This is a genomic window from Mycolicibacterium diernhoferi (genome assembly GCF_019456655.1).
Taxonomy (GTDB): domain Bacteria; phylum Actinomycetota; class Actinomycetes; order Mycobacteriales; family Mycobacteriaceae; genus Mycobacterium; species Mycobacterium diernhoferi.
Genome location: NZ_CP080332.1, coordinates 4,455,847 through 4,482,006 on the forward strand (window position 1 = coordinate 4,455,847; position 26,160 = coordinate 4,482,006).

Annotated in this window: 21 protein-coding genes and 2 rRNA genes; 2 read left to right on the top strand and 21 right to left on the bottom strand. The window is 65.2% G+C overall.

Translation table 11 applies throughout. The features are described from left to right. Positions 1-96: 96 nt before the first annotated feature. The 3 genes from K0O62_RS21095 to murA form a co-directional block, all read right to left on the bottom strand. Positions 97-3,218: ribosomal RNA gene (locus K0O62_RS21095) — 23S ribosomal RNA — on the bottom strand. Positions 3,219-3,616: 398 nt separating this feature from the next. Further along, positions 3,617-5,134 (bottom strand): 16S ribosomal RNA (locus K0O62_RS21100). The 16S and 23S rRNA genes sit together here, the layout of an rRNA operon. A gap of 363 nt (positions 5,135-5,497) precedes the next feature. Continuing rightward, positions 5,498-6,751 (bottom strand): UDP-N-acetylglucosamine 1-carboxyvinyltransferase, encoded by a 1,254-nt coding sequence (gene murA, locus K0O62_RS21105; protein WP_073858397.1) that lies wholly within the window; start codon positions 6,749-6,751, stop codon positions 5,498-5,500. Positions 6,752-6,833: 82 nt separating this feature from the next. Here murA and K0O62_RS21110 point away from each other — a divergent pair, with 82 nt between their 5' ends. Beyond that, complete coding sequence (locus tag K0O62_RS21110) at positions 6,834-7,421, top strand: cob(I)yrinic acid a,c-diamide adenosyltransferase (RefSeq protein WP_073858268.1); 588 nt, start codon at positions 6,834-6,836, stop codon at positions 7,419-7,421. 12 nt (positions 7,422-7,433) lie between these two features. Here the strand turns inward: K0O62_RS21110 and K0O62_RS21115 are convergent, their stop codons facing one another. The 16 genes from K0O62_RS21115 to fadD1 all read right to left on the bottom strand — a co-directional run bounded on the left by K0O62_RS21115 (position 7,434) and on the right by fadD1 (position 22,088). Next, entirely contained in the window at positions 7,434-7,883 is a 450-nt protein-coding gene (locus K0O62_RS21115) for a DUF2550 domain-containing protein (RefSeq protein ID WP_073858269.1), read from the bottom strand. Between the two features lie 17 nt (positions 7,884-7,900). Then, positions 7,901-8,266 (bottom strand): F0F1 ATP synthase subunit epsilon, encoded by a 366-nt coding sequence (locus tag K0O62_RS21120; RefSeq protein WP_073858270.1) that lies wholly within the window; start codon positions 8,264-8,266, stop codon positions 7,901-7,903. 30 nt (positions 8,267-8,296) lie between these two features. After that, positions 8,297-9,727, bottom strand: a complete 1,431-nt coding sequence (atpD, locus tag K0O62_RS21125) for a F0F1 ATP synthase subunit beta (RefSeq protein WP_073858271.1) — start codon at positions 9,725-9,727, stop codon at positions 8,297-8,299. 24 nt (positions 9,728-9,751) lie between these two features. Then, a complete protein-coding gene (locus tag K0O62_RS21130; RefSeq protein WP_073858272.1) occupies positions 9,752-10,675 on the bottom strand; it encodes a F0F1 ATP synthase subunit gamma in 924 nt (307 codons plus the stop codon). Between the two features lie 7 nt (positions 10,676-10,682). After that, positions 10,683-12,332, bottom strand: a complete 1,650-nt coding sequence (gene atpA / locus K0O62_RS21135) for a F0F1 ATP synthase subunit alpha (protein WP_073858273.1) — start codon at positions 12,330-12,332, stop codon at positions 10,683-10,685. A 55-nt stretch (positions 12,333-12,387) separates the two neighbouring features. Then, on the bottom strand, positions 12,388-13,725 hold the full coding sequence (locus tag K0O62_RS21140; RefSeq protein ID WP_073858274.1) for a F0F1 ATP synthase subunit B/delta: 1,338 nt from the start codon (positions 13,723-13,725) through the stop codon (positions 12,388-12,390). Beyond that, complete coding sequence (locus K0O62_RS21145) at positions 13,726-14,226, bottom strand: F0F1 ATP synthase subunit B (protein ID WP_073858275.1); 501 nt, start codon at positions 14,224-14,226, stop codon at positions 13,726-13,728. 9 nt (positions 14,227-14,235) lie between these two features. Next, positions 14,236-14,496, bottom strand: a complete 261-nt coding sequence (locus tag K0O62_RS21150) for a F0F1 ATP synthase subunit C (protein ID WP_036440957.1) — start codon at positions 14,494-14,496, stop codon at positions 14,236-14,238. A gap of 69 nt (positions 14,497-14,565) precedes the next feature. Next, positions 14,566-15,354 carry a F0F1 ATP synthase subunit A gene (gene atpB, locus K0O62_RS21155; RefSeq protein ID WP_073858276.1) on the bottom strand — a complete coding sequence of 263 codons (789 nt, stop codon included), beginning with the start codon at positions 15,352-15,354 and terminating at the stop codon, positions 14,566-14,568. A gap of 10 nt (positions 15,355-15,364) precedes the next feature. After that, positions 15,365-15,820, bottom strand: coding sequence for an ATP synthase subunit I (locus K0O62_RS21160; protein WP_073858398.1), 456 nt, complete (start codon positions 15,818-15,820; stop codon positions 15,365-15,367). A gap of 292 nt (positions 15,821-16,112) precedes the next feature. After that, positions 16,113-17,303 (bottom strand): glycosyltransferase family 4 protein, encoded by a 1,191-nt coding sequence (locus K0O62_RS21165; RefSeq protein ID WP_073858277.1) that lies wholly within the window; start codon positions 17,301-17,303, stop codon positions 16,113-16,115. Between the two features lie 66 nt (positions 17,304-17,369). Beyond that, the gene (locus K0O62_RS21170) at positions 17,370-18,041 is read right to left on the bottom strand and encodes an L-threonylcarbamoyladenylate synthase (RefSeq protein WP_073858278.1); all 672 of its coding nucleotides are present in this window, start codon (positions 18,039-18,041) and stop codon (positions 17,370-17,372) included. Between the two features lie 66 nt (positions 18,042-18,107). After that, positions 18,108-18,941 carry a peptide chain release factor N(5)-glutamine methyltransferase gene (prmC, locus tag K0O62_RS21175; protein ID WP_073858279.1) on the bottom strand — a complete coding sequence of 278 codons (834 nt, stop codon included), beginning with the start codon at positions 18,939-18,941 and terminating at the stop codon, positions 18,108-18,110. 31 nt (positions 18,942-18,972) lie between these two features. Then, positions 18,973-20,046 carry a peptide chain release factor 1 gene (gene prfA / locus K0O62_RS21180; protein WP_073858280.1) on the bottom strand — a complete coding sequence of 358 codons (1,074 nt, stop codon included), beginning with the start codon at positions 20,044-20,046 and terminating at the stop codon, positions 18,973-18,975. A 90-nt stretch (positions 20,047-20,136) separates the two neighbouring features. Continuing rightward, positions 20,137-20,367 (bottom strand): 50S ribosomal protein L31, encoded by a 231-nt coding sequence (gene rpmE / locus K0O62_RS21185; RefSeq protein WP_073858281.1) that lies wholly within the window; start codon positions 20,365-20,367, stop codon positions 20,137-20,139. Positions 20,368-20,516: 149 nt separating this feature from the next. After that, positions 20,517-22,088, bottom strand: a complete 1,572-nt coding sequence (gene fadD1 / locus K0O62_RS21190) for a fatty-acid--CoA ligase FadD1 (RefSeq protein WP_073858282.1) — start codon at positions 22,086-22,088, stop codon at positions 20,517-20,519. A gap of 129 nt (positions 22,089-22,217) precedes the next feature. Here fadD1 and K0O62_RS21195 point away from each other — a divergent pair, with 129 nt between their 5' ends. After that, positions 22,218-22,817 (top strand): TetR/AcrR family transcriptional regulator, encoded by a 600-nt coding sequence (locus K0O62_RS21195; RefSeq protein ID WP_073858283.1) that lies wholly within the window; start codon positions 22,218-22,220, stop codon positions 22,815-22,817. A 75-nt stretch (positions 22,818-22,892) separates the two neighbouring features. On the opposite strand, the gene rho is transcribed toward K0O62_RS21195, so the two are convergent. Beyond that, positions 22,893-24,911: a transcription termination factor Rho gene (gene rho, locus K0O62_RS21200; RefSeq protein ID WP_073858284.1), complete on the bottom strand. Its 2,019-nt coding sequence runs from the start codon at positions 24,909-24,911 to the stop codon at positions 22,893-22,895. Between the two features lie 289 nt (positions 24,912-25,200). Then, the gene (gene thrB / locus K0O62_RS21205) at positions 25,201-26,154 is read right to left on the bottom strand and encodes a homoserine kinase (protein WP_073858285.1); all 954 of its coding nucleotides are present in this window, start codon (positions 26,152-26,154) and stop codon (positions 25,201-25,203) included. Positions 26,155-26,160: the final 6 nt, after the last annotated feature.

Here is a 26,160-nt window from a genome sequence, read left to right on the forward strand (position 1 = left end):
CTGGTTGATGTGTCCGAGTGTGGTGTGGTTGCGGGCGTTGTTTGAATGCGTCTTTTTTCTTACACGTGTTTTATCTGCTACCCACGCGTGGTGGGTGTGTGTAAGTTTTCGGCCGGTTAGTGCCAGTTCCCTAAACCTATTGCTAGGTGTACAGGTCTGGTCTATCGATCCCGTGGTCTGCGGGGGGCCTTATCCCACTTAATGGGTGAGAAGCCTGGTCTTGGAGAAGGTTTCCCGCTTAGATGCTTTCAGCGGTTATCCTGTCCGAACGTGGCTATCCAGCCGTGCCCCTGGTGGGACAACTGGTGGACCAGAGGTTCGTCCGTCCCGGTCCTCTCGTACTAGGGACAGGTTTCCTCAAGCTTCTGACGCGCGCGGCGGATAGAGACCGAACTGTCTCACGACGTTCTAAACCCAGCTCGCGTGCCGCTTTAATGGGCGAACAGCCCAACCCTTGGGACCTGCTCCAGCCCCAGGATGCGACGAGCCGACATCGAGGTGCCAAACCATCCCGTCGATATGGACTCTTGGGGAAGATCAGCCTGTTATCCCCGGGGTACCTTTTATCCGTTGAGCGACACCCCTTCCACTCAGAGGTGCCGGATCACTAGTCCCGACTTTCGTCCCTGCTCGACATGTATGTCTCGCAGTCAAGCTCCCTTGTGCACTTACACTCAACACCTGATTGCCGTCCAGGTTGAGGGAACCTTTGGGCGCCTCCGTTACATTTTAGGAGGCAACCGCCCCAGTTAAACTACCCACCAGGCACTGTCCCTGAACCGGATATACGGTTCGAAGTTAGAGGCCCAATACGATCAGAGTGGTATTTCAACAATGACTCCACACACACTGGCGTGCATGCTTCACAGTCTCCCACCTATCCTACACAAACCGTATCGAGCACCAATACCAAGTTGTAGTGAAGGTCCCGGGGTCTTTTCGTCCTGCCGCGCGTAACGAGCATCTTTACTCGTAGTGCAATTTCGCCGAGTCTATGGTTGAGACAGTTGAGAAGTCGTTACGCCATTCGTGCAGGTCGGAACTTACCCGACAAGGAATTTCGCTACCTTAGGATGGTTATAGTTACCACCGCCGTTTACTGGGGCTTAAATTCTCTGCTTCACCCCGAAGGATTAACAGGTCCTCTTAACCTTCCAGCACCGGGCAGGCGTCAGTCCGTATACATCGTCTTGCGACTTCGCACGGACCTGTGTTTTTAGTAAACAGTCGCTTCTCACTGGTTTGTGCCACCCCCCACCGCTGCCGGCCGCAAGGGCCATGACAGTAGGAGGTCCCCCTTCTCCCGAAGTTACGGGGGCATTTTGCCGAGTTCCTTAACCATAGTTATCTCGTACGCCTTAGTATTCTCTACCTGACCACCTGTGTTGGTTTGGGGTACGGGCCGTGTGTGAGCTCGCTAGAGGCTTTTCTCGGCAGCATAGGATCACCGAATTCGCCTCAATCGGCTATGCATCACCTCTCAGGATATATGTCAGACGGATTTACCTATCTGACTCCCTACAGGCTTACCCCGGTATTACCACTGACCGGTACGGCTACCTTCCTGCGTCACCCCATCGCTTGACTACTACCAGAGAAGGTCCCGCGCAGCCGGCGACTTTCCGCTCCCGAAGGATTGGATAGGCCACCTTTTGGGCGGTTAGTACCTCTGATTCATCATGGGCGCGCACACACGGGTACGGGAATATCAACCCGTTGTCCATCGACTACGCCTGTCGGCCTCGCCTTAGGTCCCGACTCACCCTGGGCGGACTGGCCTGCCCCAGGAACCCTTGGTCTTTCGGCGGGCAAGGTTCTCACTTGCCTTATCGCTACTCATGCCTGCATTCTCACTCCCACACCCTCCACAACTGGATCACTCCGCTGCTTCACTGGATGCAGGACGCTCCCCTACCCATCGAAAACAAGTTTCGATGCCGCGGCTTCGGCGGTGTGCTTGAGCCCCGCTACATTATCGGCGCACAATCACTTGACCAGTGAGCTATTACGCACTCTTTCAAGGGTGGCTGCTTCTAAGCCAACCTCCTGGTTGTCTTCGCGACTGCACATCCTTTTCCACTTAGCACACGCTTAGGGGCCTTAGCCGGCGATCTGGGCTGTTTCCCTCTCGACGCACGGAGCTTATCCCCCGCCGTCTCACTGCCACGCTTTCACTTACCGGCATTCGGAGTTTGGCTGACGTCAGTAACCTTGTGAGGCCCATCGGCCATCCAGTAGCTCTACCTCCGGCAAGAAACACGCAACGCTGCACCTAAATGCATTTCGGGGAGAACCAGCTATCACGGAGTTTGATTGGCCTTCACCCCTACCCACAACTCATCCCCTCAGTCTTCAACCTAAGTGGGTTCGGGCCTCCACAACATCTTACTGCTGCTTCACCCTGGCCATGGGTAGATCACTCCGCTTCGGGTCCAGAACACACCACTACACCAACCCCTCTGGATTGGATACGCCCTATTCAGACTCGCTTTCGCTGCGGCTACCCCACACGGGTTAACCTTGCGACATGTCCCTGACTCGCAGGCTCATTCTTCAAAAGGCACGCCATCACCCCACGACAAGTCGAGGGCTCTGACGGATTGTAGGCACACGGTTTCAGGTACTATTTCACTCCCCTCCCGGGGTACTTTTCACCATTCCCTCACGGTACTAATCCGCTATCGGTCATTGGGAAGTATTCAGGCTTACCGGGTGGTCCCGGCAGATTCACAGCAGATTTCACGGGCCCGCTGCTACTCGGGGACAGTCTCACAACAGAGTTCATGTTTTCACGTACCGGGCTCTCACCGTCTACGGCAGGCCATCCCAAGACCACTTCCGCTAACACAAACTTTTTTTACTGTTGCCCTCATCGGCGGATGAGAGAAGAAACGCCCCACAACCCCGCACACACAACCCCCGCCGGGTATCACATGCATACGGTTTAGCCATCCTCCGCTTTCGCTCGCCACTACTCACGGAATCACTTTTGTTTTCTCTTCCTACGGGTACTGAGATGTTTCACTTCCCCGCGTTCCCCCCTGCACCCTATATATTCAGATGCAGGTAACACGACATCACTCGTGCTGGGTTTCCCCATTCGGACATCCTCGGATCAACGCTCGGTTGGCAGCTCCCCGAGGCTTATCGCAGCCTCCTACGTCCTTCATCGGCTCCCAATGCCAAGGCATCCACCATGCGCCCTTAAACACTTACAACACAGATAAAACCAAATAGAAGAAAAAAATTGCACATCAAACACACACAACAAAAACCCGGGCTCCCGAAGGAAACCCAGACTCCTCTTGCGTGCTAGATGCTCGCAACCACTATCCACAAATCAAACACCACACCCCACCACCAAAGATGGAGCAACAACAGACACCGTCCGAACCAGAATCGCTTCCGGGACTCGCGGCCGGCAACCAGGACTCCAACGAGTCCGGCACCGCAGGGCCTGTTGTCTCAAAGCCCAATAGTGTGTCTGGCAGTTTCTCAAAGTTTGTTGTGCACCAGACCCCCACCCACTACAGGTGTGAGGCCATCCAACGAATCGCCTGAGTCACCGAACTCCCACACGATGTGGGCGGGCAACAGGTCTCGTGGTGCTCCTTAGAAAGGAGGTGATCCAGCCGCACCTTCCGGTACGGCTACCTTGTTACGACTTCGTCCCAATCGCCGATCCCACCTTCGACGGCTCCCTCCCACAAGGGGTTAGGCCACCGGCTTCGGGTGTTACCGACTTTCATGACGTGACGGGCGGTGTGTACAAGGCCCGGGAACGTATTCACCGCAGCGTTGCTGATCTGCGATTACTAGCGACTCCGACTTCACGGGGTCGAGTTGCAGACCCCGATCCGAACTGAGACCGGCTTTGAAAGGATTCGCTCCACCTCACGGCATCGCAGCCCTTTGTACCGGCCATTGTAGCATGTGTGAAGCCCTGGACATAAGGGGCATGATGACTTGACGTCATCCCCACCTTCCTCCGAGTTGACCCCGGCAGTCTCCTACGAGTCCCCGGCATAACCCGCTGGCAACATAGGACAAGGGTTGCGCTCGTTGCGGGACTTAACCCAACATCTCACGACACGAGCTGACGACAGCCATGCACCACCTGCACACAGGCCACAAGGGAACTGATATCTCTACCAGCGTCCTGTGCATGTCAAACCCAGGTAAGGTTCTTCGCGTTGCATCGAATTAATCCACATGCTCCGCCGCTTGTGCGGGCCCCCGTCAATTTCTTTGAGTTTTAGCCTTGCGGCCGTACTCCCCAGGCGGGGTACTTAATGCGTTAGCTACGGCACGGATCCCAAGGAAGGAAACCCACACCTAGTACCCACCGTTTACGGCGTGGACTACCAGGGTATCTAATCCTGTTCGCTCCCCACGCTTTCGCTCCTCAGCGTCAGTTACTGCCCAGAGACCCGCCTTCGCCACCGGTGTTCCTCCTGATATCTGCGCATTCCACCGCTACACCAGGAATTCCAGTCTCCCCTGCAGTACTCAAGTCTGCCCGTATCGCCCGCACGCCCACAGTTAAGCTGTGAGTTTTCACGAACAACGCGACAAACCACCTACGAGCTCTTTACGCCCAGTAATTCCGGACAACGCTCGGACCCTACGTATTACCGCGGCTGCTGGCACGTAGTTGGCCGGTCCTTCTTCTGCACATACCGTCACTTGCGCTTCGTCTGTGCTGAAAGAGGTTTACAACCCGAAGGCCGTCATCCCTCACGCGGCGTCGCTGCATCAGGCTTGCGCCCATTGTGCAATATTCCCCACTGCTGCCTCCCGTAGGAGTCTGGGCCGTATCTGTCCCAGTGTGGCCGGTCACCCTCTCAGGCCGGCTACCCGTCGTCGCCTTGGTAGGCCATTACCCCACCAACAAGCTGATAGGCCGCGGGCTCATCCCACACCGCAAAAGCTTTCCACCACACCCCATGAAGAGCGCGGTCATATTCGGTATTAGACCCAGTTTCCCAGGCTTATCCCAAAGTGCGGGGCAGATCACCCACGTGTTACTCACCCGTTCGCCACTCGAGTACCCCGAAGGGCCTTTCCGTTCGACTTGCATGTGTTAAGCACGCCGCCAGCGTTCGTCCTGAGCCAGAATCAAACTCTCCAAACAAAAACAACCCATCCAAAGACAGGTGAATTCGAATCAGAAAAATTCGATCAAACAAAAGACACCAAAACTGGCATCAAAAAAACAACCATCCCATGTGGCAGGAAGACGGGGAGTCCCCCACCAAGATGGCCAAAAACAACAAACAAAAACCACCAAACACACTATTGAGTTCTCAAACAACAGACCAGATTGTGAAGAAGTCTCCCCTTCCAGGGCAACCCTGCCAGCTTAAACTATCTTGTCTGGCGAGTCAAGCTTCTCTGTCTCGCGTCTCCGCGGCGACTTCAAAAGATTAGATCTAGGTGCACCCCGAAGTCAAATCCGCTGGTCAGAGGCTTAAAAGCGGCATCTGAGGCGATTTCCCTAGCTTACCCGCTCGACCTCGGCGCCCAAACTGACCAGGTTCTCCACGAACAACGGGTAACCGCGATCGATGTGGTAGACGTCGTGCACCTCGGTATCGCCGTCGGCGACCAGGCCGGCCAGCACCAAGCCGGCACCGGCCCGGATGTCGGAGGCCCACACCGGCGCACTCGACAACTGCGGCAGACCACGCACCACGGCATGGTGACCGTCGGTACGGGCGTCGGCACCCAACCGGATCATCTCTTCGACGAACCGGAACCTCGCCTCGAACACGTTCTCGGTGATCATCGACGTGCCGTCCGCGATACAGGCCAGCCCGATGGCCATCGGCTGCAGGTCGGTGGGGAAACCCGGGAACGGCAGCGTCGCCACGTTCACCGCCTTGGGTCGCTCGTACTGCACCACCCGGAAACCGTTGTCGTGCTGGGTGACGGTGGCACCCGCGTCATGCAGCTTGTGCAACACCAGCTGCAGGTGCGCGGGGTCCACCCCGGTCACCGAGATGTCGCCGCGCGTCATCGCCGCGGCTATCCCCCAGGTCGCCGCCACGATCCGATCGCCGATCACCCGGTGCTCGGTCGGGTACAGCCGATCCACCCCGGTGATCGTCAACGTCGACGAGCCGGCACCGGATATCTGCGCACCCATCTCGTTGAGCATCGTGCAGATGTCGGCGATGTCGGGCTCGCGGGCGGCGTTGTAGATCGTCGTCACACCCTCCGCCAGCACCGCCGCCATCAGGATGTTCTCGGTCGCCCCGACGGACGGGAACTCGAGCTGGATCTCCGCGCCGCGCAGATGATCGGCTTCGGCAACCACACAGCCGTGCTCGATGTTGCATCTGGCGCCGAGCTGGCGCAGCCCGGACTGGTGCATGTCCAGCGGGCGCGAACCGATGGCGTCGCCACCCGGCAACGCCACCTTCGCCCGCTTGCCCCGGCCCACCAGTGGGCCGAGCACACACACCGAGGCCCGGAACTGCCGGACCGCGGCGAAGTCGGCGTCGTACTTGACCTCGTCCGGGGAGGTGATCCGGACGGTCGCCCCGTCGAGTTCGACGGTCGCCCCCAGTCCCCGCAGTACCTCCGCCATCAACGGAACATCCAGGATGTCCGGGCAGTTGGTGATCGTGCTGGTGCCCTCGGCCAACAGCGCTGCCGCCATCAGTTTGAGCACGCTGTTCTTTGCTCCCCCGACGGCGACTTCGCCCGACAACCGGCTCCCGCCCGTCACCACGAAACGATCGCTCACGCGGGCCAGTGTATGCACCCGCGGCACCAGTTGGAGAACACTGCGGCGACGATCCCCCGCAGTCCCCCGGTACGGTCTAACCATGGCTGTGCACCTGACCCGCATCTATACCCGGACCGGCGACGACGGCACCACCGGGCTGAGCGATTTCAGCCGCGTCTCCAAGAACGACGCCCGCCTGGAGGCCTATGCGGACTGCGATGAGACCAACGCCGCCATCGGCGTCGCGCTGTCCCTCGGGCAGCCCGACGAGCGCATCCGTCAGGTGCTGCTGCAGATCCAGAACGACCTGTTCGACGCCGGCGCGGACCTGTCCACACCCGTGGTCGAGAACCCCGAATACCCGCCGCTGCGGGTGCGCCAGGATTACATCGATCGCCTGGAGGCATGGTGTGACGAGTTCAACGAGGATCTGCCGACCCTCGACTCGTTCATCCTGCCCGGTGGCACCGCACTGTCCGCGCTGCTGCACGTGACACGCACCGTGACCCGCCGCGCCGAGCGTGCCGCCTGGCGGGCGGTGGATCAGTACGGGGATTCGGTGAGCCTGCTCCCGGCGAAGTACCTGAACCGGCTGTCGGATCTGCTGTTCATCCTGTCCCGGGTGGCCAATCCGGACGGTGACGTGAAGTGGAAGCCCGGCGGTGATCGGCAGAAGGCCGGCGACTGAGCGCCCTGCCGGTCAGGCCGAACGCCGGCGTCGCGCCCGCGGGGACGGCCGGGATTCCAGCCAGGATGTGAACGCGGTCAGCGCGCCGCGGTCCAGCGCCACCTCGTAGCCGCGACCGCGTTCGGGACTGACGTCGCGCAGCTCCAGGATCACGATCTCATGGGTCATGATGTCGAACTCGTCCCCGCGCGGGGAACGCCGCGCGACGACCTCCAGCCCCAGCCGGCTCAACCGGCGATCGGGCCACCAGCGCATGCTCGACAGCCGGTAGAACTCGGCCTCGCCACCCCGGTAGCGCAGCACCCCGTGCCGCCAACCGTGGCCGCCCTCGGCCGGATAGTCGCGCAGGATGGCCGCCGTCCCACCGACCTGGCGCAACTTCCACAACCGGTAGCCCAGCGCGACGACCGCCAACAGCAAAACGCCGACGAGCGCGACCATGAACATCATGGACGCGCTCATCGGCGTTGCCTACTTACTTAGTCGAGCTGCCCGACCGCACGCAGCCGCGCGCGGCCCCAGGCGGCCGTCGATGCGTTGTCGGACTCGGCGTCGCGCTTGGCGGCGTCGGCGTCGATCTCGGACTCGAACTGAGCGTTCTCCACGAGGAGACTCACCTTGCCCTCGGTCACCGACAGGAATCCACCGTCCACCGCGATGCGAAGGTCATCCTCACCGTCCCGCTCGACGCGCACCATGGCGTCGTCGACGAGCTGGGCCACCAGCGGGATGTGCCGCGGCAGGATGCCGATCTCACCGGCGGTGGTGCGGGTGAAGACGAATGTCGCCTTGCCCGACCACAACTCTCGCTCGACGGCGACGATTTCGACGTCAAGGTCAGCCATGGCACACCACCTTTCGTACTAGAAACCGGGTCACAGCTTGGCGCCGAGGGTTTCTGCCTTCTTCGCCAGGTCGTCGAGACCACCGATGAGGAAGAACGCCTGCTCGGGCAGGTGGTCGAACTCACCCTTGGCCAGCTTGTCGAAGGCCTCGATGGTCTCCTTGAGCGGCACGGTCGAACCGGGCTGACCGGTGAACTGCTCGGCGGCCATCATGTTCTGGCTCAGGAAGCGCTCGATCTTACGGGCGCGGTACACCAGCACCTTGTCCTCTTCGGACAGCTCGTCGATACCGAGGATGGCGATGATGTCCTGGAGATCCTTGTAGCGCTGCAGGATCCGGATGACTTCCTGGGCGACGCGGTAGTGCTCGTCGCCGACCACGCTGGGGTGCAGGATCGTCGAGGACGATGCCAGCGGATCCACCGCGGGGAAGATGCCCTTGGAGAACACCGCACGGGACAGCTCGGTGGTGGCATCCAGGTGGGCGAACGTGGTGGCCGGGGCCGGGTCGGTGTAGTCGTCGGCGGGCACGTAGACGGCCTGCATCGAGGTGATCGAGCGACCACGGGTCGAGGTGATGCGCTCCTGGAGCTCACCCATCTCGTCGGCCAGCGTCGGCTGGTAACCCACGGCCGAAGGCATACGACCCAGCAGGGTCGAGACCTCGGAGCCGGCCTGGGTGAACCGGAAGATGTTGTCGATGAACAGCAGCACGTCCTGGCCCTGCTCATCGCGGAAGAACTCCGCCATGGTCAGTGCGGACAGGGCGACGCGCATACGGGTGCCCGGCGGCTCGTCCATCTGGCCGAACACCAAGGCGGTGTCCTTGAGCACGTTGGCGTCCGCGAGCTCGACCCACAGGTCGTTGCCCTCACGGGTGCGCTCACCCACGCCGGCGAACACCGAGGTGCCACCGAAGTTGCGGGCGATGCGGTTGATCATCTCCTGGATCAGAACGGTCTTACCCACGCCGGCACCACCGAACAGGGCGATCTTGCCGCCACGCACGTACGGGGTGAGCAGGTCGACGACCTTCAGACCGGTCTCCAGCATCTCGGTGCGGGGCTCCAGGTCGGCGAAGGCCGGCGGCTTGCGGTGGATGGACCAGTGCTCGAAGTCCTTGCCGTAACCGGGCTCATCGAGGCAGTCACCCAGGGCGTTGAACACGTGGCCCTTGACGCCGTCACCGACGGGCACCGAGATCGAGGCACCGGTGTCGGTGACGTCCTGGCCACGGACCAGGCCGTCGGTGGGCTGCATCGAGATGCAACGCACCAGGTTGTCACCCAGGTGCTGGGCGACCTCGAGGGTCAGGGTCTTGGCCAGCGCACCGAAGGTGATCTCGGCGTGCAGGGCGTTCAGCAACTGGGGCACGGCGCCACGCGGGAACTCGACGTCGACCACGGGGCCCGTGATACGAACTACGCGACCCGTCGTGGTCTTTTCTGCGACAGCAGTCATATTCCTTTTCGCTTCCTACGGGGCTTACTTCGAGTCGGCCAGCGCGTTGGCGCCGCCGACGATCTCGCTGATTTCCTGGGTGATCTGCGCCTGACGCTCGCGGTTGGCCGCCAGCGTGAGTGCCTTGATCAGATCGTCGGCGTTGTCGGTGGCCGACTTCATGGCGCGTCGGCGCGAGGCCGACTCCGAGGCGGCTGCCTCCAGCAGTGCCGCGTACACACGGGTCGCGATGTAGCGCGGCAGCAGCGCGTCGAACAGGGTCTCGGCGTTCGGTTCGAACGAGAACAACGTGTGCGGACCGGTTTCGGCCTCACCGACGTACTCGACGACCATCGGGGCGACCCGCAGTGCGACCGCGGTCTGCGACAGCATCGAGCGGAATTCGGTGGACACGATGTGGATCTCGTCCACGCCGAGGATGCCGTCGGCACCCGCGTCGTCTCCCTCGTCATCGGCGCCGGACATGAACGCGGTCACCAGCGTGTCCGCGATCTCCTTGGCGTGCTCGTAGGTCGGCCGCTCGGAGAAGCCGGTCCACGCCTCGGACACCTTGCGCTGACGGAAGTTGTAATAACCCACCGCCTTACGTCCGACGACGTACAGAACCGGGTCCTTGCCCTCTTCGCGAAGCAGCGAGAACAGCTCCTCGCCGCGGCGCAGCACGTTGGCGTTGTACCCGCCGCACAGCCCGCGGTCCGAGGACACCACCAGCACGGCGGCCCGCTTCGGGTTGTCCCGCGGGACCAGCAGCGGGTGGTCCAGCGCGCTGGCCCCGGCAAGCTCGGTGAGCATGCTGGTGATCTCGGTGGCGTAGGGCCGAGCAGCCTCGACCCTCGCCTGTGCCTTGGCGATTCGCGACGTAGCGATCAGTTCCTGGGCCTTGGTGATCTTCTTGATCGACCCGGCGGAACGGATGCGGCCGCGTAGCTCACGCAGTGTGGCTGCCATTGGTTACCTAGGCCTTCTTGGGAGCAGGCTTGCGGACCTTGACCGATTCCTTCTCCAGATCCTCGGGATCCAAAGCGTCGGCATCGTGCTCGGTCGCGACCACAGAGCTGCCGTCGGAGGCCGAGAAGCCCTTCTTGAAGTCGTTGATGACGGTCACGAGCTTCTCCTCGGCTTCTTCGGAGAGCTTCTTGCTCTCCTTGATGCCGGTGAGGATCTCGGCGTGGCTGGCCTTGACGTGCTCCAGCAGTTCCGCCTCGAAGCGCGAAACGTCTTCGGCCGGGACCGAGTCCAGGTGGCCCTGGGTGCCGAGGAAGATCGCGACGACCTGGTCCTCGACGGCCATCGGGCTGTACTGGGCCTGCTTGAGCAGCTCGACCAGACGCACACCGCGGTCCAGCTGTGCCTTCGACGCGGCGTCCAGATCGGAGGCGAAGGCCGCGAAGGCCTCCAGCTCGCGGTACTGCGACAGATCCAGACGCAGCGAGCCCGCGACCTCTTTCATCGCCTTGATCTGCGCGGCGCCACCGACGCGGGACACCGACACACCGACGTTGACGGCCGGCCGCACACCCTGGTTGAACAGGTCGGACTCCAGGAAGCACTGGCCGTCGGTGATGGAGATGACGTTGGTCGGGATGAAGGCCGAGATGTCGTTGGCCTTGGTCTCGATGATCGGCAGACCGGTCATCGAACCGCCACCGAGCTCGTCGGACAGCTTCGCGCAACGCTCCAGCAGACGGGAGTGCAGGTAGAAGACGTCACCGGGGAACGCCTCGCGGCCCGGCGGGCGACGCAGCAGCAGCGAGATTGCGCGGTAGGCGTCGGCCTGCTTGCTCAGGTCGTCGAAGACGATCAGCACGTGCTTGCCGTCGTACATCCAGTGCTGGCCGATGGCCGAACCGGTGTACGGGGCCAGCCACTTGAAGCCGGCGGGATCGGAGGCCGGGGCCGCGACGATGGTGGTGTACTCCATCGCGCCACCCTCTTCGAGCGCACGCTTCACCGAGGCGATCGTGGTGCCCTTCTGGCCGATCGCGACGTACACGCAGCGCACCTGCTGGTTCGGGTCACCGGTCTCCCAGGCCTGACGCTGGTTCAGGATGGTGTCCACGGCGACCGCGGTCTTGCCGGTCTTGCGGTCACCGATGATCAGCTGGCGCTGGCCGCGGCCGATCGGCGTCATGGCGTCGATGGCCTTGATACCGGTCTGCAGCGGCTCGCCGACGCCCTGGCGCTGAACCACCGACGGTGCCTGCAGTTCCAGCGCACGCCGGGTCTCGGACGCGATGTCGCCCTGGCCATCGATCGGCTGCCCGAGCGGGTTCACCACGCGGCCGAGGAAGGCGTCGCCGACCGGCACCGAGAGCACCTCGCCGGTGCGCTTGACCTGCTGGCCCTGCTCGATCTTGTTGAACTCGCCCAGGATCACGGCGCCGACGCTGTGCTCGTCGAGGTTCAGCGCCACGCCCAGCACGCCGCCCTCGAATTCGAGCAGCTCTTGGGTCATGACCGAGGGCAGGCCCTCGACGTGGGCGATGCCGTCACCGGCATCGACGACGGTGCCGACCTCTTCCCGCTCGGTGTCGGCGGAAAACGAGGATACGTAATCCTCGATGGCACCTTCGATATCAGAAGCGGAGATTGTCAACTCTGCCATGGTTTTTCGTCTTCCTACCTTTGATCTGGGTGATGAGTCGTGGGGATCGGTCTCGTCAGTCCGGCAGCTGGTTCTGCGCAGCAGCCAAGCGGGACGCGATGGAGCCGTCGATCACTTCGTCACCGACGGTGATCGACAGACCACCGAGCAGTTCCGGATCGACATGCAACTGGACGGACACCGGATGCCCGTAGATACGCGTGAGCACGGCGGTGAGGCGATCGCGCTGGGCGTCGCTCAGATCCGCAGCGGCACTCACGTGGGCGACGACCTCCCCGCGACGAGCAACCGCGAGCTCGGCGAGATCGATCACGGCTTCGTCGGCACGCTCACCGCGAAGCAGGGTCACGGTCTGCTCGAGCAGTGCGGCGGCGGTGCCGTTGGCGCTGCTGCCGCTCCCAACCACCTTGTCCAGCAGGGCGACTCGGGTTGCGGCATCGGCGGTGTAGTCGCTCAGCAGCGTGGACAGTCGCGGCTCGTTGTCGAGCACCCGGCCGAACTGGAACAGCTGATCCTCGACCTCGTCGACCTCACCGGCGACCTTGGCGCGCTGCAGCAGAGCCAGGCGCGCGATGTGCTCGATGCCGTCGATCAGGTTGGACTCGACGGACCAGCGCTGCGAGGCGGCGGCGCGGACCAGCTTGAGGGCGGGGTCGCCGATCTTGCCGGCCAGCAGCTTGTCGACCAGCGCGACCTTCGCCGTCGCCGAATCGCTGGCCTCGGCGAGATGCTTGGTCAGCGCGGGCTCGGAGATCAGCAGCTTGGCGACCGCGGTCAGGTCGTCGGCCAGGGCCGTCAGACCGTTGGCATCCGATCCGCCTGCTGCGCTGTCGAACTCGGTGACCAGGCTGTCGAGAGCCGCACGGCTGGCCGCCCGCAGTCCGGCGGAGAAGCCGGTCTCGATGACCGCAGCCGAGGGCGCCATCTGGTCGAGGTCGTCCAGGAAGCGGTCGACGGTGGCAGCTTGGGCGGCCGGGTCGGCCACGTGGGCCCGGACCAGGTCGCCGGCCTTGCGCACCGCTTCGTCGCCGAGGCCCAGACGCAGTTCACGCACCGTCTGCTGGCGAAGCAGCTGGATCTGCTGCCCGCCCTGCGCCTTGATCCGCTCGGCGTCGACACCGGCCTGCTCGGCCAACTGGGCCTTGATCCGCTCGGCGTCCTGCTTGGCCTCGCTGGTGACGCTGCCGGATTCGGCGGCGGCATCGGCGAGCGCCTTGGCGTGCATCGCATCGGCATCAGCGAGCCGCTTCGCCGCGTCGGCGCTCTCGGCCAGGGCGACACGGATGGCTTCCTGCTGCTTGACCATCAGCCCCTTGACCAGGGGCGCCACCCATTTGACGATGATGAACACGATGACGGCGAAGCCGATCAGCTGTCCGATGAATGTCGACATCTACTTGTTCCGTCCCGAATTCACGTCGACGCCGAGGATGCGGCTGGCCAGGGTGGCCGACAGGCCATCCACCGACGAAGCAAGCTCGGCTTGAGCAGCTGAACCCTGCTGGGACAGCTTCTCGTTGGCCTGGCGTACCGTCTCGGCGACCTCGCCGCTGGCCTCGGCCCGCTTCGAGTCGACGACCTGACGGCCGGCGCTGCGGGCCTCGTCACGAAGCGCCGATGCCTCGGCGCGCGCGCCCGCCATCGCCTTGTCGTAGTCGGCCTGAGCGGCTGCCACCTGTTCGGCCGACTTGCGGCTGTCAGCAGCGGTTTTGGCCAGCATGGCCTCGCGCTCGGCGAGCACCTTGCTGATCGGCGGCACCACCCACTTCCAGATCACGGCGAGCGTGATCAAGAAAATGAGCAGCACAGCGAAAAAGGTGCCGTTGGGGATCAGGAAGTTACTGGTCCCACCGCCCTCTTCCGCGGCCACGATAGATACGGTCAGTTGGTCCATGCTCTCGGACTACTGCAGGCCCGGCGTGGCGAAGACGAACAGCGCCATGAAGGCCAGGTTGATGAAGTATGCGGCTTCCACCAGACCGACGGTGATGAAGAACGGGGTGAACAGCCGGCCCTGGGCCTCGGGCTGCCGGGCGATGCCGGAGATCAGCGCGTTACCCGCGATGCCGTCACCGATACCGGCGCCGATGGCACCGCCACCCATGATCAGACCGCCACCGATCAGCGCGCCAGCAGTGATGATGGCGTTGGGATCGAGTTCCATTACTTTCTTCCTCCTTGTAACTGGCGGCGGTGCCACCAGGACTGCTTCATACGGGTCGTACTGAGGGTCTTAGTGCGCGGGTGCTTTTTCGTCGTGGTCGTCGTGAACTTCCATCGACTGGCTGAAGTACAGGATCGTCAGCAGCGAGAAGATGAAGGCCTGGATCAGACCGACGAACAGGTCGAAGGTCTTCCAGATGGCGTTGGGTGCCCACTGGATGTACCAGGGGAACATCGCGATCAGCGCGACCAGGATGCCGCCGGCGAAGATGTTGCCGAAAAGTCGGAGTGCCAGCGAGATCGGCTTGGCCAGTTCCTCGACGATGTTGATCGGCGCCAGGAAGGCCACGTGGCCCTTGACGACGGCCACCGGGTGGCCGACCAGACCACGGCGCCAGAAGCCGGCTGCGTGGTAGCAGATGAACACGAACAGCGCCAGGGCCAGCACGAAGTTGATGTCCGAGGCCGGCGGCTTGTAGAGCTCGGCGGCCGCACCGTCGGCGCCGCCGTACTGCCAGGGCAACACCGCCAGCCAGTTCGAGATCAGGATGAAGGCGAACAGCGCGACCGCCAGCGGCAGCACGAAGGGGGCGACCTTCATGCCGATCGACCCCTCGATCTGCTGGCGCATCTGGATGGTCAGCGCCTCCCAGAACAGCTGCACGCCACCGGGAACACCGGTCGAGGTGACCTTGGACTTCAGGTAGAACGCCAGGCCGATGATGATCAGCGCGGTGATCGCGGTCGCGAGGATGGTGTCACCGTTGAAGGTCATGCCGAACAACTCGAACACCATCGTGTGGTGTCCGACGTGGATGGCAGCGCCACCCTCTTCGGCGGCGAGCACAGTCTCAGTCATCAGGGTCAGCTCAATCCTTCGAATCCGATGCGGAGACGTCTTCGACGTCCAAGCCGTTGGAGCGGATCTTCTTCAGCACCGGGATGCTGGTGCTCATCACCAGCAGTGCCTGGAAGATAGCCAGCCCGAACAGCACCGCAATTCCGCCGTGTGCCTTGAAGAAGATGGCCACCACCAATGCGACTGCGGTGATCACCAACAGTCGCGTGGCGGAGTTGATGGCCATTTTCTTCTTGAGTGGGTGGTCCTGCATCGTGATCGACTCGACGGCCCGACGCACCAGCAGCGCGTTGAGCAGACCGAGGCCGAGTCCGAGGCCGAAGAACACACCGAAGAAGATGTTGCCGACGAAACCGGCGGCCGCAACGGCCACAGCGGTGAGCGCCACGCAGACGATCAGGAGCCGCAACGGACGAAAGGCGACGGAAGGGAACACCAAGGGCGCGTCCTGCGCTGGCGTCGTCACGTCGTTCACCTCAATCCCGCGGCGTCGAGGGGGGTACTGATCGATAACACATAGAACTGGAAAACTGCTGTGCTTGCCCGACGAGAGTATCGGAGGGCAGCAGGCGCGCTGGAATCACCCAAGGGGTAGCTCCCTGTTGTCGGTCATACAGACGGTCATGCATCGGCGCCGAGCAGTCGATTCGACCGCTGAGCAAGCCGGCAACCCGCGTGTTTCTCGGGTTATGAACGGAACCGTACCACAAGGTAGGAGGCACAAAAACTGGCCTACTACTTTCGGTCGTACACCGGCTCTACGGTTCCTGGACCGGACGGTTCCGGCCTCGCAACAGCGGGATCAGTGTCACCACCCCGGCGACCAGAATCGCCGCGAGCATCACGGCCAAGGTCTGGCGGGGATCGAAGAAGATGGAACTCGCCGCGCCCAGCGCGACGATGCCCACCCATAGGTAGATCAGCAGGACGACGCGGCGGTGGGAATGCCCGATCTGCAGCAGCCGGTGGTGCAGATGCATCTTGTCCGGGCTGAACGGGCTCTTGCCGGCGCGGGTCCGGCGCACGATCGCCAACAGCATGTCCAGCGCGGGCACGAACATCACCGCGACCACCAGCAGGAACGGGGACAGCAGCGCGAAGACGTCGCGGGCGCCGTAGGCGTTCTGCGAGATCGGGCCCGCCGCGGTCGTCGACGCCGCCGCGAGCATCAACCCGATGAGCATCGAGCCGGAGTCCCCCATGAAGATCTTGGCCCGGTGGAAGTTGTGCGGAAGGAAGCCCAGACAGGCGCCGGCCAGCACCACCGAGATGATCGCCGGCGGGTAGAACAACACGTCGCCGCCGTGATCGCGCAGCAGGCCGACGGAGAAGATGCAGATGGCCAGCGCGGTGATCAGGCCCAACCCGGCGGCCAACCCGTCCAGGCCGTCGACGAAGTTCATCGCGTTGACGATCGACACCGTCAACGCCAGTGTCAGCAGGATCGAGGTCACCTGGTCCAGCACGATGGTGCCGACCCCACCGATCGGGATGTAGAGCACGCTCCACGCGACGCCCATGGTGACCAGCACGCTGGCAGCGGTGATCTGACCGGCGAATTTGGTCAGGGCGTCCAGGCCCCACCGGTCGTCGATGAGGCCGACCAGCATGATGAGCCCGCCGGCGACCACCACGGCGGGCATCCCGGTCGAGTACACGAAGCCCCGGTTGAGCGCGGGCAGCTGCGATGCCAGCACCACCGCGACGACCACCCCGAGATAGATGGCCAGCCCACCCATCCGTGGTGTGGGCTGCACGTGCACATCGCGTTCGCGCGGGTAGGCCACCGCACCGATGCGCAGGGCCAGCACCCGCACCCAGCCGGTGGCGAAGTAGGTGATGATCGCGGCGGCCAGCCCGACGAGCGCGAGTTCGCGCAGCGGTACGCCGGCGCCGCGGTCGGACAGGGCGAGCAGACCCTCAGCCAGGAAGACCGGTTCGCTCACCACCCGGTGAACCGTACGCGAAGAGACTGAGCGCGGCGGTGCGTGGCGGGTGCCGCCGGGGGCGGCGTGTCAGGCCTCACCCGGGCCCTCGGGCGCGAGCGTCGCGGCGTCGACGCCGAGGACCCGGGCAACATCCGCGACCGAGACGGGCCCCTCCCGCAGAACCCGCGGCTGCGAGGTGGAGACGTCCACGATGGTCGAGGCGGCGCCCTGCGGGGACGGACCGCCGTCGAGGTAGACCTCGACCCGCGCGCCCAGTTGAGCCTGGGCCTCGGCGGCGGTGACGGCCGCCGGGTGGCCGGAGATATTGGCGCTGGAGACCGCCATCGGACCGACTTCGCGCAGCAGGTCGATGGCCACCGGGTGCAGCGGCATCCGCAGCATGACGGTCCCGTTGGCGTCGCCGAGGTCCCAGTGCAACGACGGCGCATGCCGGACCACCAGGCTCAGCGCCCCCGGCCAGAACGCCTGGATCAGTTCGCGTGCGGCGGGCGGCACCGTGTAGACCAGCCCGTCGATGGTGTGCCAGGACCCGACGAGCACACCGACGGGCATGTCCCGCCCCCGGTTCTTGGCGGCGAGCAGGGCGCCGACCGCCTCGCTGTTGAAGGCGTCGGCACCGATCCCGTACACGGTGTCGGTGGGCAGCACGACCAGTCCCCCACCCTTGACGGCGCTGACCGCGGACGTCAGACCGGTGGCCCGCTGGTCGGGGTCGGAGCAGTCGAACAGCTGGGTCATGGCTCCTCGCTCAGGCGCTCGTCGGGTTCGGTCCACATGATGCGCTCGCAGGCGTCGCGCATGGGCCTAGCTTCTCACCGCGGTCACGAAGCGGTGCCGACCGGCCAGGTCGCGGCGTGCCGTGATGTCGGTGAAGACCCCGGCGGCACCGAACAGGTCCACGGTGGCCGCCGAGGTGGTGTCGTCGTGTTCCACCCCCACCTGTCCCCCGGGGCGCAGCAACCGCGCCACCAGATCGACGATGGGCGCGATGACGGCCATGCCGTCCGGGCCACCGAACAGCGCAGCGTGCGGATCATGATCTGCCACTTCGGGTTCCAGGTCCGCACCCTCGGGGATGTAGGGCGGGTTGGACACCACCAGGTCCACGCTGCCGGCCAGATCGCCGAGCACATCGGGTGCGGTGACGTCGGCCTGGATCAGTTGCACCTGCGATCCCGCAACGTTGGCGCGGGCGTAGCGCAGCGCATCCCCGGACTGCTCGACGGCGATGACGCGGACATCCGGGCGGTAGGTGGCCAGCGCCAGGGCCAGCGCGCCCGAACCCGTGCACAGGTCCACGATCAACCCGTCGACCGGGACGGGCACGGCGTGCGCCCACTCCAGCAGCGCCTCGGTCTCCGGGCGCGGGATGAACACTCCGGGGCCGACCGCCAGGGTCAGCGGGCCGAAGGCGGCGCTGCCCACCAGGTGCTGCAGCGGAATCCGCAGCGCCCGTTGCCCGACGAGGGTGCGGTAACGGTCCAGGAAATCCGGCGCGGGCTCGGTGAACCGCAGCAGTCCACGGTCGACGCCGGCGACGTGCGCGGCCAGCAGTTCGGCGTCGGCGCGCGCCGAATCGATCCCGGCCGCCGCGAGCGCAGCAGCCGCATCGGCGATCGCCTGCCCGACGTCGGTCATGCGCGATCCGCCTTCGGCTCCTCGCTGGGCGTCACGCCTGCTGCAGGCGGGACTGCTTGTCGGCGGCGGCCAAGGCATCCAGCAGCGCGTCCATGTCGCCGTCGAGCACCTGGTCGAGGTTGTGCGCCTTGAAGTTGATCCGGTGATCGGCGATCCGGTTCTCCGGGTAGTTGTACGTGCGGATCCGCTCACTGCGGTCGACCGTGCGGATCTGGCTGGCCCGGTCCGCCGAGGCGTCCGCGGCGGCCTGCTCCTCGGCCAACGCCTGCAGGCGGGCAGCCAGCACGACCATGGCGCGCGCCTTGTTCTGCAGCTGGCTGCGCTCGTTCTGGCAGGTGACGACGATGCCGGTGGGCAGGTGGGTGATGCGCACCGCCGAGTCGGTGGTGTTGACGCCCTGACCGCCCTTGCCGGAGGACCGGTAGACGTCGATGCGCAGATCCGATTCGTCGATCTGGACCGCCTCGACATCGTCGGGTTCCGGGTAGACCAGCACGCCCGCGGCCGAAGTATGAACGCGCCCTTGGGATTCGGTCACCGGCACCCGCTGTACGCGGTGCACGCCGCCCTCGAACTTCATCCGCGACCACACCCCGTCGGCGGAATCGCCCTTGCTCGCGATGGTGAGCGTGGCGTCCTTGTAGCCGCCCAGATCCGACCACGTCTCGTCGAGCACGGTGACCGTCCAGCCGTGCCGTTCGGCATACCGGATGTACATCCGGGCCAGGTCGGCGGCGAACAGCGCCGATTCCTCGCCGCCCTCCCCCGATTTCACCTCGAGCACGACGTCGTCGGCGTCGTGCGGATCACGGGGTGCCAGCAGGTCGGTCAGCCGGGCGTCCAGCTCGGCCACCTGTGCCTCGAGCTCGGGCACCTCGGCGGCGAACGCGGCGTCCTCGGCGGCCAGCTCGCGGGCGGCCTCGAGGTCCCCGCGGGCCGCTTCCAGCTTGCGGTACGCCGAGACGATCGGCGATATCTGCGCGAACCGGCGCCCGACCCGACGGGCGGCACCGGCATCGGAATGCAGGGCGGGATCGGACAGCTGGGTTTGCAGGTCCGCGTGCTCGGCCAGCAACGCCTCGATCGCGGGGGCGGTGTCCGTCATCGTGGTCTCCAATGAGCGCAAATCGACCTGTGAACGCAAATCGGCGCCCGATCCTGGCACGGATGCCAGGCACGGGCGCCGATGGTGCAGCTAGTTGTCGGCAGCAGCCTTGGTGTTGCGCTTGCCGTAGCGCTTCTCGAAGCGCGCCACGCGGCCGCCGCTGTCGAGGATCTTCTGCTTACCGGTGTAGAACGGGTGGCACTGCGAGCAGACCTCGACCACGATGTGGCCGCTCTCCTTGGTGCTGTGGGTGGTGAAGCTGTGACCACAGCCGCAGACCACAGTGGTCTCGACGTAGTTGGGGTGAATACCCGATTTCATGGCTTTCCTCTGCAATCGTTGGCCGCCGGGTCGCCCGAGCCCAGACCTGGGAGTCTTCGAGCGTGAACCGGAACCGAGGGTCGACGGTCCATTATGCCAGGTCAACCGTCGAATGCGAAAACGCGCCAGGACCGGCAGGTATTCCCCACTCAGCGGGCCGGACGGTAATCCTGACCGGACCACTCCCACAGGCTGCGTCCGCGCGGATCGGTGCCGCGGGCGATGAGTTCGCGCTTGAGGATCTTGTTGGTCGCGGTGCTGGGCAGCTCCTCGGCGATCCAGACGTAGCGTGGCCGCGCTTTCGGTGACAGGTCGGGCTGGGCGGCGATGAACTCCGCGAAGCCGGCGGGGGTGAGTTCGGCCCCGTCCTGCAGCACCATCGCGGCCATCACCTGGTCGCCGACGTGCTCGTCGGGGACCGGGTAGACGGCGACCACGGCGACCTCGGGCAGGCGCAGCAGGATCCGCTCGATGGGCGCCGCGGTCAGGTTCTCCCCGTCCACCCGCATCCAGTCCCCGGTGCGTCCGGCCAGGTAGATCCAGCCCTGTTCGTCGCGGTAGGCCAGGTCGCCGGACCAGTAGATGCCGCCGCGCATCCGTTCGCCGGTCGCGGCGGGGTCGTTGTAGTACCCGCGGAACAGTCCGCTCCCACTGGTGTTGACCAACTCCCCCGTCGCGGCTTCGGCGTTGAGCAGCGCGCCGTGGGCATCGAACCTTGCGGCAGCGCACTCGGTCAGGGTCTCGGGGTTGTAGATGGCCACGCCCGGGAAACCCTGGCCGATCGAGCCGGGCGGGCAGTCGTCCGGCCGGGTGATGATCACCGCGGTCTCGGTGGACCCGAATCCGTCCCATACGGTGCAGCCGAATCGCCGCCCGAAGGCCTCGATGTCGCGGTCGGCGGCCTCGTTGCCGAATGCGACGCGCAACGGGTTGTCGGCGTCACCGGGTTGTTCGGGGGTGGCCAGGATGTAGGCCAGCGGTTTTCCGACGTAGTTCATGTAGGTCGCGCCGTAGCGGCGGATGTCCGGCAGGAACGAGGAGGCGGAGAAACTGGCGGGCGCCATGGCGGCGCCGGCGCCGACGGCGACGCTCCAGCCCGCGTAGACGGCGTTCGAATGGAACAGCGGCATGGCCAGGTAACAGGTGTCCCGGCTGTCGAGGCCGTAGCGCTGGACAAGAGCGCTGCCGGCGAACAGCACGGTCGAGTGCGGCACCTCGACGGCCTTGGGCTCACCGCTGGTGCCGGAGGTGAAGATCATCATGAAGGTGTCGTCGGGAGTGCATTCGCGGTGCGGCGCCAGGTCGGGGGCCTGCGCCAGCAGTTGCGCCCAGTGAGCGCCGGAGGTGTCGAGCACCGTGACGCCGGGCAGGTCGAGGCCGTCCAGCAGCCGGCGGTGTGCGGCGTCGGTGAGCAGGATCTGGGTGTCGACCCTGGCGATGTCCCGGGCCAGGGCCTCGCCGCGGCGGGTGGTGTTGATGCCGCACAGCACGTAGCCACCCAGGCCGGCGGCGGCCAGCGCGGTGAGCATGTCGGGCGAGTTCCCCAGCAGGGCCCCCACATGCAACGGCCGCGCGGCATCGGCGAGCGCGATGAGTGCGGCGGCCTGGCGGCGGGCGTCGGCGATGTGTTCGCGCCACGTCCAGACGTCGTCGCCGAATTTGACCGCCGGGGTGTCGCCGTCCGCCCGGGTGCGCAGCAGTTGTTGCAGTGTGTCCGGCATTCCCGCGGCACCTCCGTCAGTGAACAGATCCTCGATACTGTCTACCATCGGCGGCGGCCCGTCCCCCGCCCCGGCGCGACTTGTTGGCAGAATGCAACTCACCGAGTTCTCAAGCCGAGGAGCCATCCTGTGCCGACCCGCACGGCCACCGTCCGCGACCGCCTGATCGATGCGGCCGAGGTGTGCCTGCACGCCAAGGGCATCCGCGCCACCACCGTCTCCGAGGTGGCCGAGACGGCCGGGGTGTCCCGGGGTTGGCTGTACCGGCACTTCCCGGACAAGGTGACGCTGCTGGGCGCGGCCATCGTGCGCCTCAACGAGGCCTACTGGTCGCAGGCGCACGCAGTCCTGGGGCATATACAGGGCCTCGACCACCAGATCGTCGCGGGCATCAGGCACGGCCGCACCGCCTACGACGACCCGGGCGCGCTGCTGATGAAGCTGCGGATCGCCGAACCCGAGGAGTTCGCGGCCTGCGCGGGCGCCGGCGTGCAGGGCCTGGTGCCCGATCTGGCCAACTTCTGGACCGGCTACCTCATCGCGGCCCGCGACAACGGCGAGATCCACCCCGACACCGTCATCGCCGAGGCGTCGGAATGGGTTGCCCGCGTGGTGATCTCACTGGCGACCGTGCCGGGCGACACGCTCGATCCGAACGATCCCGCTCAGTTGCTCAGCCACATCCGGCGGTATCTGATCCCGGCGCTGCGCACCGATCCGGCGGCCTGAGCACCCTCGAGCGATTTCGGCGCGGAAACGTACGCTGAGCGTACGAAACCGCGCCGAAATCGCAGGTGCAGCGGGTCAGTCGTGGTCGCTGTTTCCACCGGGGGTGTTCTTGGAAACCTGCACCAGGAACTCGTAGTTCGTCTTGGTCTTGCGCAGCTGGCTCATCAGCAGATCGATGGCCTGATGCGGATCCAGCCCGCTGAGCACGCGGCGCAGCTTGTGCACGACGGCGAACTCGTCGGCACCGAGCAGCAGCTCGTCCTTACGGGTACCGGACGGGTTGACATCGACGGCCGGGAACACCCGGCGCTCGGCGATCTTGCGATCGAGCTTGAGCTCGGCGTTACCGGTGCCCTTGAACTCCTCGAAGATGACGGTGTCACCGGTGGAACCGGTCTCGACCATCGCCGTGGCGATGATGGTCAACGACCCGCCGTGCTCGATGTTGCGCGCCGCGCCGAGGAACCGCTTGGGCGGGTACAGCGCGGTCGAGTCGACACCACCGGACAGGATGCGCCCCGACGCCGGCGACGCGTTGTTGTACGCGCGGCCCAGTCGGGTGATCGAGTCGAGCAGGACGACGACATCCTTGCCCTGCTCCACCAGGCGCTTGGCCCGCTCGATGGCGAGCTCGGCGGCCTGGGTGTGATCTGACGGCGGCCGGTCGAAGGTGGAGGCGATGACCTCACCGACCACCGAGCGCTGCATGTCGGTGACCTCTTCCGGACGCTCGTCGACGAGCACCACCATCAGGTGGCATTCCGGGTTGTTCTTGGTGATCGCGTTCGCGATGTCCTGCATGATCGTCGTCTTACCGGCCTTGGGCGGCGAGACGATCAGCGCGCGCTGACCCTTACCGATCGGCATGATCAGGTCGATCACGCGCGTGGTCAGACGATCCGGCGTGGTCTCCAGGCGCAGCCGCTGGTTCGGGTACAGCGGGGTCAGCTTCTGGAAATCCGGCCGGTTCTTGGCGTTCTCGACCGGGCCACCGTTGACGGTGTCCAGCCGGACCAGCGGATTGAACTTCTGGCGCGGGTTGTTACCGCCGCCGCTGCTCTCGCCGTCCCGGGCCACCCGCACGGCCCCGGTGACCGCGTCACCGCGGCGCAGGCCGTTCTTGCGCACCATGTTCATCGACACGTACACGTCGTTCGGCCCGGCCAGGTAGCCCGACGTCCGGACGAACGCGTAGTTGTCCAGCACGTCGAGGATGCCGGCGACCGGCTGGACGACGTCGTCTTCGCGCAGTTCGGTGTCGCGGTCGCCACCCCCGCCGCCGTCGCCACCGGATCGCTCGCCGCGGCGCTTGCGGTCGCGGAACCGCCGGCCGCGACGGCCCTGGCGGCCCTCGTCGTCATCGTTGTTGGCGTTGTTCGCGTTCGGGTTGTTGCCGCCGCTGTTGCGGTCACCGCTGTTGCGATCGCTGTTGCGGTCACGCTGATCCCCGCCGTCGGCGTTCCGGGACCGGTTCTCGCGGTTGTCGGAGCCACCGCCGGCATTGTCGGCACGCTCGGTGCGCTCGGCACGCTCGGTGCGCGGAGATTCCTGCGCGGCGTCGTTCGCGGAGCTTCCGGAGTTCGCGTCGGCCTTGTTCTCGGCCTTGTTCTCGTCGGCCTTGCTCTCCCCGCCCTTGGCGGCGTCGGCATTGTCACCGGCGGCCTTGTCGCTGCCGGCCTGCGCCTTCTGGCTCTCCGGTGCACCCGACTGGCGGGCGGCGCCGCGGCGCTCGCGGCGTGGCGCGGCCGTCCGCTGCGGGGCCTCGCCGGAATCGGCCTGCGCTGCGGCCGGAGCCTCGGCGGCGGCCGGCGCTTCGGCCGCCTTGACCGGTGCGGCCTTCGCGGCGGCACCGCCCTCGCCCCGGTGCTCCTTGATCGCGGCGATCAGTTCGCTCTTACGCATGCCCGAGGTGCCCTTGACACCCACTTCACCCGCCAGGGCGCGCAGGTCCGGGAGCAGCATCGACGTCAGCGAGCCGGAACGGCCACCGCGGGTGACGCCTGCGCTCGGCGCGGCTTTGGTTGTGGTCACGGCGGCAGATTGCGCGGCGGTCTCGCCGCTCTCGCTTGCCGTGAAGAGGTCCGTATCAGTCACGGATTTCCTTTCTTTCCCTCGCCTATCACGTTTTCGCGAGGGGTTCCCCGAAGGTCATCTGCGCCCAGCCGAAGAGCCGAGCGCGCGTTCTTCCGCGGCGTCACCATCGCCGGAGCAACGGTGAACGCCAGGGTCCGCCGCTGCGCGGCAGACCATCAGTCCACGAGTGAAACGAAAGATTGGGTAGTCGTCCTAAGTGTCAGCGCAGGTAGAGCCGCTGTGATTGCTGGACGAAAGCGAGAATAACCCGCATCAGTGCTGGAAGCAAGGAGCCCCCGGTTCTCGCGTGTTACCCCGACACCGTCTGGGCGGGGGTTTCCGCGTTCCACCGAACCGCGTCTCCCGCCGACATCTCGGTCACCGTGAATCCATTCGCGGCGCCGTACTCGAGGATTTCGGGCGGTAGGTCCGAACCGTCGGTGAGAGCAATCACCGCTGGTCCTGCACCGGAAAGCACCGCTGCCACCCCAGAACGCCGGAGCAGCGTGAGATATTCCGCCGAGGCCGGCATCGCCGGCGCGCGCTGCGCCTGGTGCAGCCGGTCGTCGGTGGCCTCCAGCAGCAGATCCGGCCGCTGGGTGAGCGCCACCACAAGCATCGCCGTCCGCGCCAGATTGAACCGCGCGTCGGCGTGGCTGACCTGTTCGGGCAGCAGGCCCCGGGTGGCCGCGGTCGAGGACCGGGTCTCCGGCACCGCCGGGAAAAGCCGGATATCCGGATGCAACTGCAGATGCGCGGCGTCGTAGCGGGCCGGGTCGCTGCCGGCCACGGTCCAGGAGACCACCGCCCCGCCGAGCACGGCGGCCGCCGCGTTGTCGGGGTGACCTTCGAACTCCGAGGACAACTGCACCAGCTGAGCGACGGTGAGCTCCGGCGAATCCACCTGCGTGGCAAAGCCGTTGACGACGGCCAGTCCACCAACCACGGCCGCCGCAGACGATCCGAGCCCCCGCGAGTGCGGGATCACGTTGCGGCACACCACATTCAGCCCGTCGACGCTGAGCCCGGCCGAGTCCAGGCCGCGCCGGATCGCGCGCACCACCAGATGGTCGGCGGTCAGCGGCACCTGCCCGGAACCCTGCCCCTCGACCTCGATGGTGAGGCCGGAATCAGTTGTCTCGACGATGATTTCGTCGTACAGGCTCAGTGCGAGACCAAGGCTGTCAAAGCCAGGACCGAGGTTGGCACTGGAGGCCGCGACGACGGCGCTGGCTCGCAGCCCAGCCGGCAGAGTTCGATTCACCAATGT

Excerpts from the sequence above, each read along its gene's own strand:
- K0O62_RS21170 (WP_073858278.1), bottom strand. The coding sequence starts at position 18,041 with ATGACCCAGCTGTTCGACTGCTCCGACCCCGACCAGCGGGCCACCGGT.
- K0O62_RS21120 (WP_073858270.1), bottom strand. The coding sequence starts at position 8,266 with ATGGCTGACCTTGACGTCGAAATCGTCGCCGTCGAGCGAGAGTTGTGG.
- atpD (WP_073858271.1), bottom strand. The coding sequence starts at position 9,727 with ATGACTGCTGTCGCAGAAAAGACCACGACGGGTCGCGTAGTTCGTATC.
- K0O62_RS21140 (WP_073858274.1), bottom strand. The coding sequence starts at position 13,725 with ATGTCGACATTCATCGGACAGCTGATCGGCTTCGCCGTCATCGTGTTC.
- K0O62_RS21150 (WP_036440957.1), bottom strand. The coding sequence starts at position 14,496 with ATGGAACTCGATCCCAACGCCATCATCACTGCTGGCGCGCTGATCGGT.
- rpmE (WP_073858281.1), bottom strand. The coding sequence starts at position 20,367 with ATGAAATCGGGTATTCACCCCAACTACGTCGAGACCACTGTGGTCTGC.
- K0O62_RS21110 (WP_073858268.1), top strand. The coding sequence starts at position 6,834 with ATGGCTGTGCACCTGACCCGCATCTATACCCGGACCGGCGACGACGGC.
- K0O62_RS21145 (WP_073858275.1), bottom strand. The coding sequence starts at position 14,226 with ATGGACCAACTGACCGTATCTATCGTGGCCGCGGAAGAGGGCGGTGGG.
- prmC (WP_073858279.1), bottom strand. The coding sequence starts at position 18,941 with ATGACCGACGTCGGGCAGGCGATCGCCGATGCGGCTGCTGCGCTCGCG.
- atpB (WP_073858276.1), bottom strand. The coding sequence starts at position 15,354 with ATGACTGAGACTGTGCTCGCCGCCGAAGAGGGTGGCGCTGCCATCCAC.
- K0O62_RS21130 (WP_073858272.1), bottom strand. The coding sequence starts at position 10,675 with ATGGCAGCCACACTGCGTGAGCTACGCGGCCGCATCCGTTCCGCCGGG.
- atpA (WP_073858273.1), bottom strand. The coding sequence starts at position 12,332 with ATGGCAGAGTTGACAATCTCCGCTTCTGATATCGAAGGTGCCATCGAG.
- fadD1 (WP_073858282.1), bottom strand. The coding sequence starts at position 22,088 with ATGCCGGACACACTGCAACAACTGCTGCGCACCCGGGCGGACGGCGAC.
- K0O62_RS21115 (WP_073858269.1), bottom strand. The coding sequence starts at position 7,883 with ATGAGCGCGTCCATGATGTTCATGGTCGCGCTCGTCGGCGTTTTGCTG.
- prfA (WP_073858280.1), bottom strand. The coding sequence starts at position 20,046 with ATGACGGACACCGCCCCCGCGATCGAGGCGTTGCTGGCCGAGCACGCG.